The organism is Aliirhizobium wenxiniae, from assembly GCF_014201355.1.
GTDB classification, from domain to species: domain Bacteria; phylum Pseudomonadota; class Alphaproteobacteria; order Rhizobiales; family Rhizobiaceae; genus Neorhizobium; species Neorhizobium wenxiniae.
Genome location: NZ_JACHEG010000005.1, coordinates 1 through 16,032 on the forward strand (window position 1 = coordinate 1; position 16,032 = coordinate 16,032).

At 59.7% G+C, this 16,032-nt stretch carries 16 protein-coding genes; 15 read left to right on the forward strand and 1 reads right to left on the reverse strand.

From position 1 onward, the window contains the following. Positions 1–658 precede the first annotated feature (658 nt). Positions 659–1,051, forward strand: coding sequence for a hypothetical protein (locus HNQ72_RS19535; RefSeq protein ID WP_183994467.1), 393 nt, complete (start codon positions 659–661; stop codon positions 1,049–1,051). Positions 1,052–1,628: 577 nt separating this feature from the next. Next, positions 1,629–3,083, forward strand: a complete 1,455-nt coding sequence (locus tag HNQ72_RS19540) for a tagaturonate reductase (protein ID WP_183994469.1) — start codon at positions 1,629–1,631, stop codon at positions 3,081–3,083. A 126-nt stretch (positions 3,084–3,209) separates the two neighbouring features. On the opposite strand, the gene HNQ72_RS19545 is transcribed toward HNQ72_RS19540, so the two are convergent. Continuing rightward, positions 3,210–4,121: a DUF7973 family transport facilitator gene (locus HNQ72_RS19545; RefSeq protein ID WP_183994471.1), complete on the reverse strand. Its 912-nt coding sequence runs from the start codon at positions 4,119–4,121 to the stop codon at positions 3,210–3,212. Positions 4,122–4,304: 183 nt separating this feature from the next. On the opposite strand from HNQ72_RS19545, the gene HNQ72_RS19550 reads away from it, so the two are divergent. The 13 genes from HNQ72_RS19550 (at position 4,305) to HNQ72_RS19610 (ending at position 16,003) form a co-directional block, all read left to right on the forward strand. Next, positions 4,305–4,586: a hypothetical protein gene (locus tag HNQ72_RS19550; RefSeq protein ID WP_183994473.1), complete on the forward strand. Its 282-nt coding sequence runs from the start codon at positions 4,305–4,307 to the stop codon at positions 4,584–4,586. 186 nt (positions 4,587–4,772) lie between these two features. Next, complete coding sequence (locus tag HNQ72_RS19555) at positions 4,773–5,375, forward strand: DJ-1/PfpI family protein (protein WP_183994475.1); 603 nt, start codon at positions 4,773–4,775, stop codon at positions 5,373–5,375. Positions 5,376–5,438: 63 nt separating this feature from the next. Next, entirely contained in the window at positions 5,439–7,979 is a 2,541-nt protein-coding gene (locus HNQ72_RS19560) for a glycyl radical protein (protein WP_183994477.1), read from the forward strand. A gap of 136 nt (positions 7,980–8,115) precedes the next feature. Next, on the forward strand, positions 8,116–9,255 hold the full coding sequence (locus tag HNQ72_RS19565) for a 1-propanol dehydrogenase PduQ (RefSeq protein WP_183994479.1): 1,140 nt from the start codon (positions 8,116–8,118) through the stop codon (positions 9,253–9,255). Between the two features lie 92 nt (positions 9,256–9,347). Beyond that, complete coding sequence (gene pduA, locus HNQ72_RS19570; protein WP_183994481.1) at positions 9,348–9,632, forward strand: propanediol utilization microcompartment protein PduA; 285 nt, start codon at positions 9,348–9,350, stop codon at positions 9,630–9,632. 29 nt (positions 9,633–9,661) lie between these two features. Further along, complete coding sequence (gene pduB / locus HNQ72_RS19575; RefSeq protein ID WP_183994483.1) at positions 9,662–10,483, forward strand: propanediol utilization microcompartment protein PduB; 822 nt, start codon at positions 9,662–9,664, stop codon at positions 10,481–10,483. A gap of 18 nt (positions 10,484–10,501) precedes the next feature. Next, positions 10,502–11,074 carry a BMC domain-containing protein gene (locus HNQ72_RS31285; RefSeq protein ID WP_183994485.1) on the forward strand — a complete coding sequence of 191 codons (573 nt, stop codon included), beginning with the start codon at positions 10,502–10,504 and terminating at the stop codon, positions 11,072–11,074. A gap of 122 nt (positions 11,075–11,196) precedes the next feature. After that, positions 11,197–11,883: a phosphate propanoyltransferase gene (locus HNQ72_RS19585; protein WP_183994487.1), complete on the forward strand. Its 687-nt coding sequence runs from the start codon at positions 11,197–11,199 to the stop codon at positions 11,881–11,883. A gap of 13 nt (positions 11,884–11,896) precedes the next feature. Then, positions 11,897–12,736: an ethanolamine utilization protein EutJ gene (eutJ, locus tag HNQ72_RS19590; RefSeq protein WP_183994489.1), complete on the forward strand. Its 840-nt coding sequence runs from the start codon at positions 11,897–11,899 to the stop codon at positions 12,734–12,736. Continuing rightward, positions 12,733–13,497, forward strand: coding sequence for a hypothetical protein (locus HNQ72_RS19595; RefSeq protein WP_183994491.1), 765 nt, complete (start codon positions 12,733–12,735; stop codon positions 13,495–13,497). Before eutJ ends, HNQ72_RS19595 begins: the two co-directional genes overlap by 4 nt. 10 nt (positions 13,498–13,507) lie before the next feature. Continuing rightward, positions 13,508–13,801 carry a EutN/CcmL family microcompartment protein gene (locus tag HNQ72_RS19600; RefSeq protein WP_183994493.1) on the forward strand — a complete coding sequence of 98 codons (294 nt, stop codon included), beginning with the start codon at positions 13,508–13,510 and terminating at the stop codon, positions 13,799–13,801. After that, positions 13,785–14,348, forward strand: coding sequence for a GlcG/HbpS family heme-binding protein (locus HNQ72_RS19605; RefSeq protein ID WP_183994495.1), 564 nt, complete (start codon positions 13,785–13,787; stop codon positions 14,346–14,348). Before HNQ72_RS19600 ends, HNQ72_RS19605 begins: the two co-directional genes overlap by 17 nt. Further along, the gene (locus tag HNQ72_RS19610; protein ID WP_183994497.1) at positions 14,345–16,003 is read left to right on the forward strand and encodes an aldehyde dehydrogenase family protein; all 1,659 of its coding nucleotides are present in this window, start codon (positions 14,345–14,347) and stop codon (positions 16,001–16,003) included. The genes HNQ72_RS19605 and HNQ72_RS19610 overlap by 4 nt, the downstream gene beginning before the upstream one ends. Positions 16,004–16,032 lie beyond the last annotated feature (29 nt).

Sequence of the window (16,032 nt, forward strand, 5' to 3'; positions counted from 1 at the left end):
TGCAAAACACTCCCCAATAGTCTGCCGATGCTGGCGATGGACAAGAGCTCTCCTCTTGGCGCCTAAGAAAAAGCTCCCCCGTTGTATCGAGCCACAGAGGAAACTGTCTCCCCAAGGACATAGCTTTCCTCGAGAATCTGCGGTTTGCATTTCTCTGTCAGTGCCGCCCACGGGCGTCACAGATCATCAAGTCAATCCGCTCCTGTTGGACATAAGCCTATCCTCAAGCCTGTGCTTGGGCCTCCCTGCTCATTCTGAGTGTCCGGTCGAAAGTGGGGGATGTTCAGATGTCGAACTTCTCGGTGAAGCGAACCGGTTTCTTATCAGCCTCATGATCTCCTCGGCCTCGTCGTCCCGTCAGCGCTCAACGCTGCAAACTGCTTCTCCTCTTCGCCACCGGATGGCCTTGCTCCGTGATCTGAAGCACAGCGTCCCGCTTAAATTCCTCACCGGAATTCGATTTGCCATGATGCTGTTCTCGACTCAAAATTGGCAAAGAAGGTGTCTGCAAATCTGAGGGCTATTCACACCTTCGGCTCTGTGACTGAATAGGCATTATAACAATGCCGAGCGGTCCCGGCCCGGATATTGCCTCAATGAGTTGCGATCAGGCTTGCAACAAATGCATGTCCAGCAAGATTCCCGGTGGCTTCCCAAAATGCCGTTCTATATCGTTACCTATACCGCGCTGGTGGATGCAGAAGATGAGGTTGATGCAGCCGAGAAGGCCATGAACGATCTTCAGGTGAAACCCCAACTCAAGTTTGCGGTCAAGTTCGACGAGAGTTCGATCAAGCATGTCTCGGTCCGCCGGCGAACAACGGCTGTGGGTGAGGAACAGGATGTGCAGGCCGCCGTCGCAAGCGATGCCGAAGTTTCGAGTGATATCTCTCGGCTTGAAACGAAGCAGGAAGACCAATCGACACCCGAGAAAGTCGCCAACGCTACACCTTCATCCGGTGCGATTGGCGCTATTCTCCTTGCCTTGTCTTTTGCAGGCTGCGTCCTTTTCGGCCTGTTTCATTTTTCCTCGTTCCAGCCGTTTCAGTAGCCGACGCCCCGGGGTGAAAACGCATGATTTTTGGCGGTTGTCGCGTATTCTGAAATCTCTATGACGCGACCAGATGTCGCCGCGCAGCTTTCTGAATATTGCTGTCAGAATGGTCGGATAGCCGGTCTGATATCCGGGCATGCTTGTGGGGTACGGATCCAAGCCATGTTTGTTGCCATCAAAATCCGTTTGAGACGAATTTTTACATTGCGGCATTTCGCCGGTTTGGAACGGGTTCGCGAATGTTGCCGGCCTCATTGTTTTTCTGAAATGATTTCAGCTATTTAATATTGTCCGAGGTTGTAGGCCCTGGCTTGATGTCACTGACGATCGGGTTAAGTGTTGCTGCAAATCCTATCTCATGCAGGTCCTTCGTCGGCTCTCCCGGCGGCTTTCATGCAAGCTGCTGCCATGAAAGCCTGCGCGGCCGCGGCTTTCCATTCGGTATAGCGAATATGTCCTGAAAGTTGGGAAAGACGCTACGGCACGTTGCGAGATCAAAGACATCTGCGATCTCGTCATCTTCAAATCGCGGGTCACTCTTTCATCAATGCCTTTGCATCAAGGAAAAAGATATATGAAACGTCTCGATGAGAGCTTTCTGAAGGGCCGCGCCCGCCCGACCCCGCGTGTTCTGCAATGGGGAGAAGGCAATTTCTTGCGCTCTTTCGTCGATTGGAAGATCGACCTTATGAACGAAAAGGCCGGCTCCGACTGGGGAGTGATCGTTCTCCGCCCGATCTCCGGTGGCCTGCCCTTCACTCTGAACGAGCAGGATGGCGTTTACACGGTTCTCTCCCGCGGCATGAACGATGCCGGTGAGAAGGTTTCCGAGCCGCGGCTGATCGCCTGCGTGCGCCAGGAAATCCCCTCGCATGAGAGCTGGAAGGATGTTTTGGCTCTGGCACATGATCCGAATATCACCGTCGTCGTCTCGAACACGACTGATGCCGGCATAGCCTATGTTCCGACAGTCACGTTCGAGGATGCGCCGCAGGTCTCCTTCCCCGGCAAGATGACCCGCTTCCTCTTCGAGCGCTGGACGGCATTCGGCGGAAAGCCTGAAGCAGGACTGCAGATGATCGCCTGCGAGCTCATCGACCATAATGGCGACGAGTTGCGGCGCATCGTTTTGCAGCATGCAAACGAGTGGAAACTCGATCCGGCCTTCATCACCTGGCTAGAGCAGCATAATGCCTTCTACAACACGCTGGTAGACCGGATCGTGCCCGGTTATCCTCGTGCCGAGGCCGATGCTCTGGCAGAGGAACTCGGCTACGAAGACAAGTTCATGTCGGCGGCCGAGCTTTTCCATTTCTTCGTGATCGAAAAGAAGCCGGGCATGCCGGACCTGCGGATTCCGCTTGCCGATCATGACGAGGGTACGCTCGTCGTCGAGGATGCAACGCCCTATAAGGCGCGCAAGGTGGCCATCCTCAACGGCGCGCATACCGGACTTTGCGCTCTCTCGCTGCTGGCCGGTGTCGAATCGGTCGGTGAGGCCGTGACGCAGCCTGCAGGTGCAAAATTCCTCGACCGGCTTCTCAACGAGGAGGTCATTCCGTTCCTGACACTGCCCAAGGCAGAACTGGAAGAGTTTGCCGCAGCTGTGCTGCGCCGGTTCCAGAACCCCTATATCCGCCATCTATGGTATGACATCAGCCTCAACGGCATCGTCAAGTACCAGACGCGCAATCTGGAGCGGTTGCTCGCCTACAATGAAAAGTTCGGCAAACCGGCACCGCTTATGACGTTGTCGTTGGCATCGTGGCTGGCCTTCTATCTCGGCCGGTTCAAGGGCGCAGACGCCCTGCCGCCGCGTGATGCAGCCGAAGTGGTCGAGAAGATCAAGGCGATAGGTGCGCTCGGTGATGTCGAAGCCATGGTTGCGGCCTATCTGCAGGAAACGTCTTTCTGGGGCCGCTCGATCGACACGCCTGAACTGCGGGCCAAGGTTGTCGAGGATTTCCGTTACCTGACTGAAGAAGCCTTCTCCTTCGACCGGCTGCAGGCTTTCCTCGACAAGGCCTGAGGCTGAACAAAAACGTGCCCCGATTTCTTTCGGGGCACGTCCTTCTCGACTGACGATGAAATGGCGGCGGCGCGATCGGGAGGGATTATCGCACCGCCTCCGGTCCAAAGAGGCCGATAGGCCGTTTCAGACCGGAATCGGGATAAGAGCCCAGAAGCCCAGGAACGTCAGCCCGTTGAAGACCAGTGTCATCAGCGCGATGGTGCAGGCTGGCGGGTCGATATGCGTGTCGCCATGGCAGAGAAACAGCCGGGCAAAAAATTCACCGACGAAGGCACAGACGAGACCGGCGATTGCGGCCCAGATGATGCTGCCGGACGATGCGCCGACGATGGCAGCTGGCAGCATAATATGGTGGGTCACCGGCGTCAGCACCCCGACAGTCAGGAACAGCAGGCTGGATGCGGCGATGCCGAAGGCGAGAAGTGCGCCCGGCGTACCATAGGTTAGCCCAAGCCATCCTCCAAGCAGGCCGCCACCGATACCGATCATCACCAGCTGGCCGACACCGCTCTGGAAGACCAGCCACTTGGTCGCGTCGGTCGGTTCGAAGAACTTGCGACCGGGTTCTGCCTTGCCGCACAGGCCGCATGTGCCCCAGATGAAGCGGGCGATGAAGGCCGAGATGACGACGGTCATGCCGGGCAGGTCAGTCCAGGCGAGCGTGGGCGAAAAATTCGGCACCATGGTGAGTAGCCAGAAAACTACATAGCCGACAATGCCGAAGGCGCCGCCGACAAGCAGTACATCCGGGCTGTTGAGGCCCATACCGGCAGTCACGATATTGCGGCCGGTATCAAGCTTGCCCTTGCTGGCAGCATAGGCTGCGGCGGCAACACCCGAGGCGAAGCCACCGACATGGGGGCCGAACACACCGAAAGGGATGCCGAAGAAATCCGTCGCCGCGGGGGCAACCGCAAGCTGGATGCCGACGCCAAGCATCGTCAGGATGCCGACGAAGGCGAAAGCAGGCAAGGCGCCGATTGCGGCGCCGAAAATCCCGCCGCCAAAAGCGACGAGCAGACCGAGCATTGTCATTCCATTTCCTCCTTGGGATGCCGGTGGCACGACACGTGCCGCCCCGGCCGTCACCTGTCCAAATCTCGTGGACACCTCTCTCTTTTGTCCCGATCGGACATCCCAGCCTCTCCGCGCGCATGTTCCCACCGGCTGCGCGCAAATGCTCAGCCGCCGCAATCGCTGATGCGTCTTGCGAGTCCCATGTTTTTAAGGAATGTCGATCAAGGCGAAGATTATCGAGACGCGCTCGAATGGGTCAACGCAACAGGTTTGGCCTCGAAGGGTAGTTTCTTGACAGCCGACGTTGCGATTTCAGTAATTCGGATAAAGTTTTATCAAAATCAGTGGTTTGCGCCTTTGGTCGCAGGCTTTTATGCGGTGCAGGATGGTCTCGGAAACGTCCTGTTTGCTCGTTGCGATGACAAGAAAACACCGCATGTGGTGATCCCTTGTCATGCGCTTTTCGCCGAATTGCGCCGATGACGGCGTGAACCTCCTCATTTCTAAGGCGTTTTCCGTTTTTCCCTGTCAGGTCAATTATTTACCCGCGCTGGTCAAGGCGGTCTCGTTGACCCTTGAGGTGTGGCGGGCCTACCTTTTTCGACAGGAGGTGCCGGACCGAACGACCAGTGAACGGTCGTTGGGCGATCCCGGCAAACAGTGAAATTCATGGCAAAGCCCAGCGACAACAAGATCCTGATGATCGTCGGTGACTATACCGAGGATTATGAAGCGATGGTGCCGTTCCAAGCCTTGCTGATGCTCGGCTTTCAAGTCGATGCCGTTTGTCCCGGCAAGCGTCGGGGCGAGATGGTCAAGACTGCGATCCACGATTTCGAGGGCGACCAGACCTATTCGGAAAAGCCCGGACATCTGTTCCGGATCAGTGCCGATTTCGCGCTGGTGGAGCCGGAAAATTACGCGGGTCTTTATCTCGCCGGCGGCCGTGCCTGCGAATATCTGCGCCTCGATAAGCAGGTGCTGAACATCATCAGGGCGTTCATGACAGCGAACCGGCCGGTGGCTGCTATCTGTCATGGCCCGCAATTGCTGACCGCCGCCGATGTGGTGCGCGGGCGCAAGCTGACAGCCTATCCCGCCGTCGAACCGGAAGTTCGGTTGGCCGGCGGTAACTTCGTTTCGGTGGCGGCGGATGATGCCGTGACTGATGGAAACCTCGTAACCGCGCCGGCCTGGCCGGCGCATCCGAAACTGATGCGCGGCTTCGTGCGCCTTGTTTCGCCAAACATCCTGAACTGCCCAATACCCTGAACTGCAAGACGCGCTCCCGTGCGGCCAAGGCCGCGGGGACGACAATCACTCCTGGAGGACGTAATGATTGAGAAGGGCTTTTCCAAACCGACCGACCGTATAATGCGGTTGAAGAAACAGATCATCGACGCGCGGCCGCATGTCGAGTCCGAGCGTGCGGTGCTGGCGACCCAGGCCTATAAGGAAACCGAAGGCCTGCCGCCAATCCTTCGTCGCGCCAAAGTGGTCGAGAAGATCTTCAACGAGCTGCCGGTGACGATCCGTGACGACGAACTGGTCGTCGGCGCCATCACCAAGAACCCGCGCTCGACCGAAATCTGCCCGGAATTCTCCTTCGACTGGGTGGAGAAGGAATTCGAGACCATGGCAACGCGCATGGCCGATCCTTTCGAAATTCCGAAGCAGACAGCGGATGAGCTGCGTGAGGCCTTCAAATACTGGCCGGGCCGTACCACCAGTGATCTTGCCTCATCCTACATGTCGCAGAAGGCCAAGGACTGCATCGCCAACGGTGTGTTCACGGTTGGCAACTATTTCTATGGCGGCGTCGGCCATGTCTGCGTCGACTATGGCAAGATCCTCAATATCGGCTTCAGCGGCGTGATTGCAGAAGCGGTCCGGCACCTCGAAGCGCTCGACCAGATGGATCCGTCCTATATCAAGAAGCAGCAGTTCTATAACGCCGTCATCATCTCCTATAAGGCCGCCATCGACTTTGCGCATCGTTATGCCGCCAAGGCCCAGGAACTGGCTGGTCGCGAAAGCAACCCGACACGCCGGGCCGAACTGGAGCAGATCGCCAAGAACTGCCGCCTGGTGCCTGAATATCCGGCTTCCAACTTCTGGGAAGCCTGCCAGACGATGTGGTTTATCCAGTGCATGCTGCAGATCGAATCCTCGGGCCACTCGATTTCGCCCGGCCGTTTCGACCAGTACATGTATCCCTTCCTGAAGGCCGATCAGACGATCAGCCGTGAATTCGCCCAGGAACTGGTCGACTGCATCTGGATCAAGCTCAACGACGTCAACAAGACCCGTGACGAAGTCTCGGCCCAGGCCTTTGCCGGTTATGCCGTGTTCCAGAACCTCTGCGTCGGCGGCCAGACGCCTGAAGGCCGCGATGCGACTAACGACGTCTCCTACATGTGCATGGAAGCAACGGTTCATTGCCGCCTGCCGGCACCGTCCTTCTCCATCCGTGTCTGGCAGGGCACGCCGGATGAATTCCTCTATCGTGCTGCGGAAGTCATCCGCCTCGGTCTGGGCGTTCCGGCCGTCTATAACGACGAAGTCATCATTCCGGCGCTGCAGAACCGCGGTGTTTCGCTGGCTGACGCCCGCGATTACGGCATTGTCGGCTGCGTCGAGCCGCAGGCGATCCACAAGACCGAAGGCTGGCATGATGCCGCCTTCTTCAACGTCGCCAAGGTTCTCGAAATCACTTTGAACGATGGCAAGGTCGGTTCGACACAGCTCGGCCCGGTCACTGGTGATCCGAAGCGCTGGACCTCGCTCGAAGACTTCTACGGCGCCTTTACCAAGCAGATGGCCTTCTTCGTCAAATATCTGGCCGAAGCCGACAACTGCGTCGACATCGCCCATGGCGAACGTGCCCCGCTGCCGTTCCTGTCTCCGATGGTCGAGGACTGCATGGGACGAGGCAAGTCGCTGCAGGAAGGTGGTGCGATCTACAACTTCACCGGACCGCAGGCCTTCGGTGTCGCCGACACAGGTGACTCCGTCTACGCCATGAAGAAGTTCGTCTTCGACGAAAAGAAGATCTCCATGGCTGAACTGAAGGAAGCGCTCGACGCCAATTTCGGGCTTGCCATCGGCCAGAAGGCCAATGCAGTCGGCGCCGGCGAACTGACTGAAGGCCAGATCTATGACGCTGTCCGCAAGGTGCTTTCGTCCAACAAGTCGATGGATGTGACGGCGCTGAAGGAAGAAGTCTATCGCACTCTTTCGACCGATACGATCACGGCGCCTGCCGGCTCGTCGAAATATGAAGGCATCCGCCGCCTGCTCGACTCGGCCGAAAGTTTTGGCAACGACATCGACGATGTCGATCTGATCGCCCGTAAATGCGCCCAGATCTATTGCCTCGAAGTCGAAAAGTACAAGAACCCGCGCGGTGGCCAGTTCCAGGCCGGTATTTATCCGGTCTCGGCCAACGTGTTGTTCGGCAAGGATGTCGGGGCTCTGCCTGACGGCCGTCCGGCCAAGGCTCCGCTTGCAGACGGTGTTTCGCCTCGCCAGGGCAAGGACCATCTGGGGCCGACGGCCGCGGCAAACTCGGTGGCCAAGCTCGACCACTTCATCGCCTCCAACGGCACGCTGTATAACCAGAAGTTCCTGCCCTCGGCTCTCGCCGGCGACAACGGGTTGCGCAACTTCGCCTCGCTGGTCCGCTCCTACTTCGACCAGAAGGGCATGCACGTACAGTTCAACGTCGTTGATCGCGATACACTGATCGCTGCCCAGAAGGACCCGGAAGCCTATCGCGATCTCGTGGTTCGCGTCGCCGGTTACTCCGCCCAGTTCGTCGTGCTCGCCAAGGAAGTGCAGGACGACATCATCAGCCGCACGGAACAGCATTTCTAAGACGGCAATCCTGAACTTGGCCGGACCCTGCCCGAAACGGGGTCCGGATGAAGACAGGGCACGGGCGGACATGACGCCCGCCCGTGCCCCACAAAACCGAACGATACCGTCAATCCCGAACTGCAACAGGTGACATATGCCTTCCTACAAAAGCTTCTCCCCCCGGACCGAGATCGTGTTCGGCGAAGGGTTGCTTGATCGGCTGCATGCCTATCGCGGGCAGCGGGTCGGGATCGTCACCGATGCCTTCATGGCAAAGTCCGGTCCGCTTGACCGGGTGCTGAGTTATCTTGACGGCTGCGAGATCAAGGTTTTCGATGAAGCCATTCCCGAGCCGCCTATTGCAACCGTGACCAAGGGCGCCGGTATCTTTGCCGAATTCCGTCCACAGGTGCTTCTGGCGCTCGGAGGCGGTTCGCCGATCGATGCAGCCAAGGCCATCCTGTCAGTCGTTCGCGCCACCGATACGGCGCAAAAAATTGAATTCGTCGCCATTCCGACGACCAGCGGCACGGGGTCGGAAGTGACTTCGTTCGCAATCATCTCCGATCCGGAAAAGGGCAAGAAATTCCCGCTGATCGCAAAAGAGATGGTACCGGATGTGGCGATCCTCGATCCCGAATTCGTCCGCACGGCACCCCCGAAAGTGACGGCGGATACGGGGATGGATGTCATCACCCATGCGCTTGAGGCTGTGGTTGCCAATGGCGCATCGCATTTCACCGACGCCTTTGCCGAGAAGTCGCTGGAACTCGCCTTTGCCAACCTGCCGCGCGCCTATGACGACGGCAACGACATGGAGGCACGCGATGCGATGCATCAGTCCTCCTGCCTTGCAGGCCTTGCCTTCAGCGAGGCGGGGCTCGGCGTCAACCATGGTCTCGCGCATGCGATCGGCGGACGGATGCATCTCGTTCACGGACGCATCAACGCGGTGCTTCTACCGCATGTGATCGCCTGGAATGCGGGTCTTGAGGACGATGCGCCGGGTTGCCGTGAAACTGCCGGCCGCTACGCACGCATCGCTTCCCGCATTGGGCTGGACGTGCCGAGTGTCAGAGCAGGCGTCATCGCGCTGATCCGTGCGATCCAGGCACTCAATCAACGGTTCTCCATCCCGTCCACATTTCGTGGCTTCGGCATGGATGCCGAGGAATATCGTCGGGCAATGCCCGATATGGCAGCGGCCGCCATGGCGGACGCCTGCACCGCAGGAAACCCACGCAGGCCCACGCTCGAGGAGCTTTCCATGCTTCTCGGCCGGGCCGGGGGCTAGGCCGGGAGGGAGGGGGCCGACGATTTAGTCCAACCCGCGAGAAACGGTCATCACATCAACGTCTGAACACCGAAACGCTAAGGAGTTAAGTCATGCAACAGGAAGCTCTCGGAATGGTCGAAACCAAAGGTCTGGTTGCTGCCATCGAAGCCGCCGATGCCATGGTCAAGTCGGCTAACGTCGCCATGGTCGGTTATGAAAAGATCGGTTCCGGCCTCGTCACGGTTATGGTCCGCGGCGATGTCGGCGCAGTCAAGGCCGCCACCGATGCCGGTGCCGTCGCTGCCGAAAAGGTCGGCACTGTCGTTTCCGTCCACGTGATCCCGCGTCCTCACACCGAGGTCGAGAAGATCCTGCCGGAAAGCAAGGTCGCCTGAACCCCTGAACACACAAAGGAGGATCGACAATGCAGGATGCTCTTGTCGAAAAACTCATGGACGAGGTGATCCGGAAGATGGGTGGGAGCGAAAGCTCCCCGGCCCCGGCCGCCTCTCCCGCTGAGAAGCCGGCTGCCGCAAAGACGGCGCCGAAGGCCTGTAATCTCACCGAATTCGTCGGCACGGCAATCGGGCATACGGTCGGTCTGGTGATTGCCAATGTAGACCCGCTCTTGCACGAGCAGATGAAGATCGACAAGAAATACCGGTCGATCGGCATCGTCGGTGCACGTACCGGCGCCGGTCCGCATATATTCGCTGCAGACGAAGCGGTGAAGGCCACCAATAGTGAAGTGCTGCTGATCGAACTGCCGCGCGACACGGAAGGCGGCGGCGGCCACGGCAGCTTGATCGTCTTCGGCGCCGAGGACGTTTCCGACGCCCGCCGTGCCGTCGAAGTGACGCTGTCGGAACTCGATCGCACTTTCGGTGATGTCTATGGCACACCGGCCGGTCATCTGGAATTCCAGTACACCGCCCGCGCCAGCCATGCGCTTGCCAAGGCCTTTGGGGCTCCGCTCGGCCAGGCATTCGGCATTACGGTCGGCTCTCCCGCCGCAATCGGCGTGCTTCTGGCGGATACCGCCGCCAAGGCCGCAACCGTGGTACCGACCGGTTTTGCTTCTCCAGGCAATGGCGGAACGAGCTACTCGAACGAAGCCATCTTCCTGTTCAGTGGCGATTCCGGTGCTGTCCGTCAGGCCATCCGCGCCGCACGCGATGTCGGCAAGCAGGTGCTCGGGACGCTTGATCCGGCGGCAGTGGTCTCCTCGACCAAGCCTTACATCTGACCTTGAAAGGAGACTGTCATGTTGCAGGAAAGCCTTGGATTGATCGAAACCATCGGATTGACGGCTGCCGTGGCTGCCGCCGATGCGGCGGTGAAATCCGCCAATGTCACGCTGGTGGGCTACGAGCTTGCCAATGGTGACGGCATGACAGTCGTGAAGGTTCGGGGAGATGTCGGGGCCGTCAAGGCTGCGGTCTCCGCAGGTGCTGCGGAGGCGGGGCGTGTGGGGACGGTTGTCTCCACCAGCGTGATTGCCCGTCCCGCAAACGGACTGGGCAAGATCGTGGAAAGCGGGGCCACTGTCGGTCTGCAACCACCTGCCGCAGCGGTTGCTGCGGCGGAGGTTCCGGCCGAAGCTTCCCCGGAGGCTTCCTCGCCGGTCGAGGATGTTGTTGCTGACGATCCATCGCCTGACCAGGAAACTCAGGTGACAGAAGCTGCTGAAGCTCTGGTGGAGGAAATTGCAACGGTGGAGCCGGAAGTCTCTGTCGTCACAGAAGTCTCTCCGGAGCATGAGGTGGCGGCCGAGCCGACACCTCAGCCCGCAAGTCATGCGCAATCCCGCGCCGATCGCCGCCATCGTAGGCGATAGTCAGCGCCAAACAGACGAGAATTTCAGGTGACAGCGAACGCCGGTGGCAAAACCGCCGGGTGGATTGTTGCGCCCATGAAAGGCCCGGTCGTCATGCCGGGAAAGACGAACAGGACACCATAATGCAAATCAACAGCCCCATGATCGACCGCGTAATCGCCGAGCTTCTGGCACAAAGCCTCAGCGCATCGGCAGAGCAGGCAAAGCCTGCCGCAATAGGTTCCGAGGGCCGTGATCCGTGGCTCGTGCCGATCGGCGTGTCGAACCGTCACATTCATCTTTCCCGACCGGATATGGACGCGCTTTTCGGTCCCGGTTCGGAACTGACGCGAATGAAGGCGATGAAACAGCCGGGTCAGTATGCAGCCGAGGAGACTGTGACGATCCGCGGGCCGAAGGGGCAGATCGGCAAGGTGCGGGTGCTCGGTCCGCTGCGCAAGGAAACGCAGATCGAGGTTTCGGTTGCCGACGGCTTCACTCTCGGCATCAAGCCGCCGCTGCGCATGTCGGGAAAACTCGAAGAATCGCCAGGCATCGAGGTGATCGGCCCCTATGGGACGATCCGGAAGGAGCGCGGCGTGATCGTGGCTCTGCGCCACATTCACATGCTGCCGGCTGAAGCAGCAAAGCTTGGCCTGAAGAATGGCGAAGAGGTTGATGTCGAGGTCGGCGGCGTGCGCGGCGGCATCATGCACAATGTCACGATCCGCGCTGCCGAAGCCTCATTCATGGAGATGCATATCGACGTCGAGGAGGCCAATGCATTCGGCCTGAAAAACGACGCGATGGTGCGGATCCGCAAGGTCTGAACGGAGAAAAGCCATGTCGACCATCGACAGCAAACTCAAGGCTTTCGGGGAACTCGTCCGGCAGGGCACGATCGTGCCGCAGCCAGAATGGGCGCCCGGCCGGCTGAAGGTTGGCGTCGATCTTGGCACGGCCAATCTCGTGCTCTCGGTGGTCGATGCGGACAATAATCCGGTTGCTGGAACGTCCTGGCGCTCGACTGTCGTGCGCGACGGTATCGTCGTTGATTATATCGGCGCGGTTCACGCTGTCCGCCGGATGAAGGAAGAGCTTGAGCAACGGTTGGGTCAACCGCTCTTGCGCGCGGCAACCGCCATCCCGCCCGGCGTTCATCCGAGCAATGCGAAGGCAATCGGCCATGTGGTCGAGTCGGCCGATTTCGAACTTGCCGAGATTGTCGATGAGCCCACCGCCGCGGCGCGCCTGCTTGGGGTGCAGAACGGTGCGGTGGTCGATGTCGGCGGCGGCACGACGGGGATTTCCGTTCTCAAGGACGGCGATGTGGTTGCCACATTCGATGAGCCGACCGGCGGTACGCATATGACGCTGGTTCTGGCCGGCGCGAGAAAGATTTCTTTCGAGGATGCGGAGGCTGAAAAGCTCAACCACGCGCTTGAGCGGGACGTGTTCTCGATCGTCCGGCCGGTTGCCGACAAGATGGGGCGCATCGTTGCCGGCTTCCTTGCCGATTACCCTTATGTCGACACGATCCATGTGGTCGGCGGCGCCTGCTCGTTCAAGGATTTTGCGGCGGTTCTCGTGAGCCATACCGGACGCCGGGTGATCAAGCCCATCGAGCCGCTGCTGGTCACGCCGCTCGGGATCGCGATGTACGACGATGGAGGCCGGGCATGAGCCTCGACGCTGTTCTCGATCGTATCCTGCTCGATCTTCTGTCCGATCGCATCATTGCGCGGATGGGGGGCAGAGTGCAGGCCAAGGCGCGCTCGGCGCTGGTGCTGTTTGCAGAAACGGATTTCGGGCTTGAGGCTACACTCGATCAGTTGCAGCAGCTTCGCGATGCGGGGTGGGTATTCGAGACGATTGTTGCGCCTGAGGCCCGACCCTTTCTGAAAGATCGGTTTGCCGGTCTCGGGATTGCTGAAGTCGAAGGCGCTGTCGGCGATCTTCTGGTTCGCCACACGACCATACTGGTTCCGGCGCTCAGCGTTTCGCTTGCCGCCAAGGTGGCGCTCGGCATTGCCGACGATCCGCTGTCGAAAATTCTGCAGGGTGGACTGGAGAGAGGCGCTCGCATCATCGCCGCCCGCGATGGCGTCTGCCCCAATGGACGGGATCGGCGCGCTCGCGGCTTGCTACCCGCCAATTCAGCCTATCAGGCGATGATGAGCGACCATTTGCGGAAGCTGATGGATTACGGGATCGAATTGAGCTGGGCGGCGCGGCTTGCCGTTGCCGTCGAGGGCGTCACGCCTGTTTCGCCGGTGCCGATAGCTGCTCAGAGGCTTGTAGCTGCCCGAACCGAAGGCGTGTTCGGCCTGCGGGAGGCACGCGGCCTGGACGCCACGGAATTACATCTGGGTCATGCCGTGATCGTTACGCCTGCCGCTGCGGAAGAACTGCGCGCGCGTGACATCACGCTAGTGAGGGAGTGAGGATCAAGCCATGTATCTCGCCAGGGTTATCGGACGGGTGGTCGCCACGACCAAGGATGCGAGCCTCTCGGGCTCGAAGCTGCTGATCATTACCCGGCTCAACGAACGGCTGGAGCCGCAGGACTTTACACTGATTGCCGTCGATACGGTCGGTGCGGGCAAGGGCGAAACGGTCATCGTCACCTCCGGCAGCGCCAGTCGGTTTGCCGGTACGCTGCAACAGTCCGTGGTCGATGCGACGATTGTCGGCATCGTCGATACGGTCGAAACAGATGCGGGAGTGAGCGATGTTCGCCACCCGTGATTTCGCCCCCCGCGACTTGCAACGGATCGAAGCGGCACTTGCCGCCGAGCTTGCCGGGCGTATTGCCGACAGAGGGTTTGCAACCGGGATTTCGCTTGCGGATGCCTGCGCCATTGCCGAGCGCGCGGAGAGCCGTGCGCGGCAGATTTCGGTGCCGGTCTGCATCGCGATCGCCGATGCCGAAGGACGGCCGATCCTGTTTCACCGGATGGAGGATAGCCTGCCGGCCAGTACCAAGCTTGCTAGCGCCAAGGCCTGGACTTCTGCAGCCTATCGCATGGGAACCGATGAACTCGGGCTGCTGGCGCAGCCGGGCGGTATGCTTTTCGGCGTCGGCCATAGCGGAAGCGGAGCCGGCAACGGTTCGGGGGAGGGGCAGGTCGTGCTTTTCGGCGGGGGCATTCCCTGCCGCGCTGGAGGCGCCGTGATCGGTGCCATCGGCATCAGTGGCGGAACGGTCGCTGAAGACATGGAGATCGCCCGCTACGCGATCGATGGATTTCCCGAAAGAAGGGGAACGGTCCCCGAGGAAGGAAGAGGATTATGAACGACCAAGATATCAACGCCGCCGTCAATCGCGTGCTTGCCGGGTTCAACGGCGCAATCGCTCCGGCTCCGACGCCTATTCCGACCCCTCCTCCGGTAAAGAGTGCAACATCTTCGGTCGAAGATACGGTGGCCCGCATCATTGCTGAGATGGGCGGCTCCAAGCCTGCTCCGGCTGCCGATGCGACCGCGCCATTCAGCCAGGGCTGCATCGTCGCAGACGGCATGGTGACGAAGTCGGCCGGTGAGGTGAACTGCTCCTGCTGCGAGCGCGGTGACTGCGCTCTGTCTGGCGCATCGGTCTCGCTCGATATTTCGGATGAGGAAGCGGTTGTTCTTGGCGATGGCGTGTTTGCGAGCATGGACGAGGCGGTGGAAGCCGCTGCCGAAGCGCAGAGGCAATATCTGTTCTGCTCCATGGCCGCGCGGAAAAGTTTTGTCGACGGCATCCGCGATATCTTTCTCGATCCGGCCATGCTGGAACGGATTTCCCGGATGACCGTCGAACAGACCGGCATGGGCAATGCCAGCGACAAGGTGATCAAGAACCGGCTGGCCGCCTCCAAGACCCCCGGTATCGAGGATCTGAAGACCGAAGCCGAAAGCGGTGATGGCGGCCTGACGCTGGTCGAATATTCCGCCTATGGCGTCATCGGTTCGATCACGCCGACCACCAATCCGACGGAAACGATCATCTGCAATACGATCGGTATGCTGGCAGCCGGCAATGCCGTCGTGTTCAGCCCCCATCCGCGCGCCAAGATCGTGTCGCTCCTGGCAATCAAGCTTATCAATCGCAAGCTTGCGGCGCTTGGGGCGCCGGCAAACCTGGTCGTTACCGTTCAGGCACCGTCGATCGACAATACCAATGCGATGATGGCGCATCCCAAGGTGCGCATGCTGGTCGCAACCGGTGGTCCGGCCATCGTCAAGACTGTCATGTCGACCGGCAAGAAGGCCATCGGCGCCGGTGCCGGCAACCCGCCGGTCGTGGTCGATGAAACAGCCGATATCGAAAAGGCAGCCAAGGATATCGTCAGCGGCTGCAGCTTCGACAATAACCTGCCCTGCATTGCCGAAAAGGAAGTGATCGCGGTCAGTCAGATCGCCGATTTCCTGATCTCGCAGATGCAGAAGAACGGCGCTTATCTGGTCAGGGATGCTGCTGTCATTAAAAAGCTCGAGGAGCTTGTCCTGACCGCCAAGGGTGGGCCGCAGACCAATTGCGTCGGCAAGAGCGCCGTCTACCTGCTCGACAAGGTCGGGATTTCGGTTGGTCCGGAAATCCGCGTCATCCTGATCGAACTGCCGAAGGAACATCCGTTCGTGCAGGAAGAGCTGATGATGCCGATCCTGCCGCTGGTGCGGGCAGGAGACGTGGATGAAGCGATCGACCTTGCCGTCGAACTGGAGAATGGCAACCGCCATACGGCGATGATCCATTCCACCGATGTACGCAAGATCACCAAGATGGCGAAACTGATCCAGACGACGATCTTCGTGAAAAACGGCCCGTCCTATGCCGGCATCGGCGTCGGCGGCGAGGGCTATACGACCTTCACGATCGCAGGGCCGACAGGTGAAGGGCTGACATCGCCTAAATCCTTCGCCCGCCGACGCAAGTGCGTGATGGTGGAAGCGCTGAACGTCCGCTGAAGCAAGGGCGTCCATCGTTCGAAAAAGAC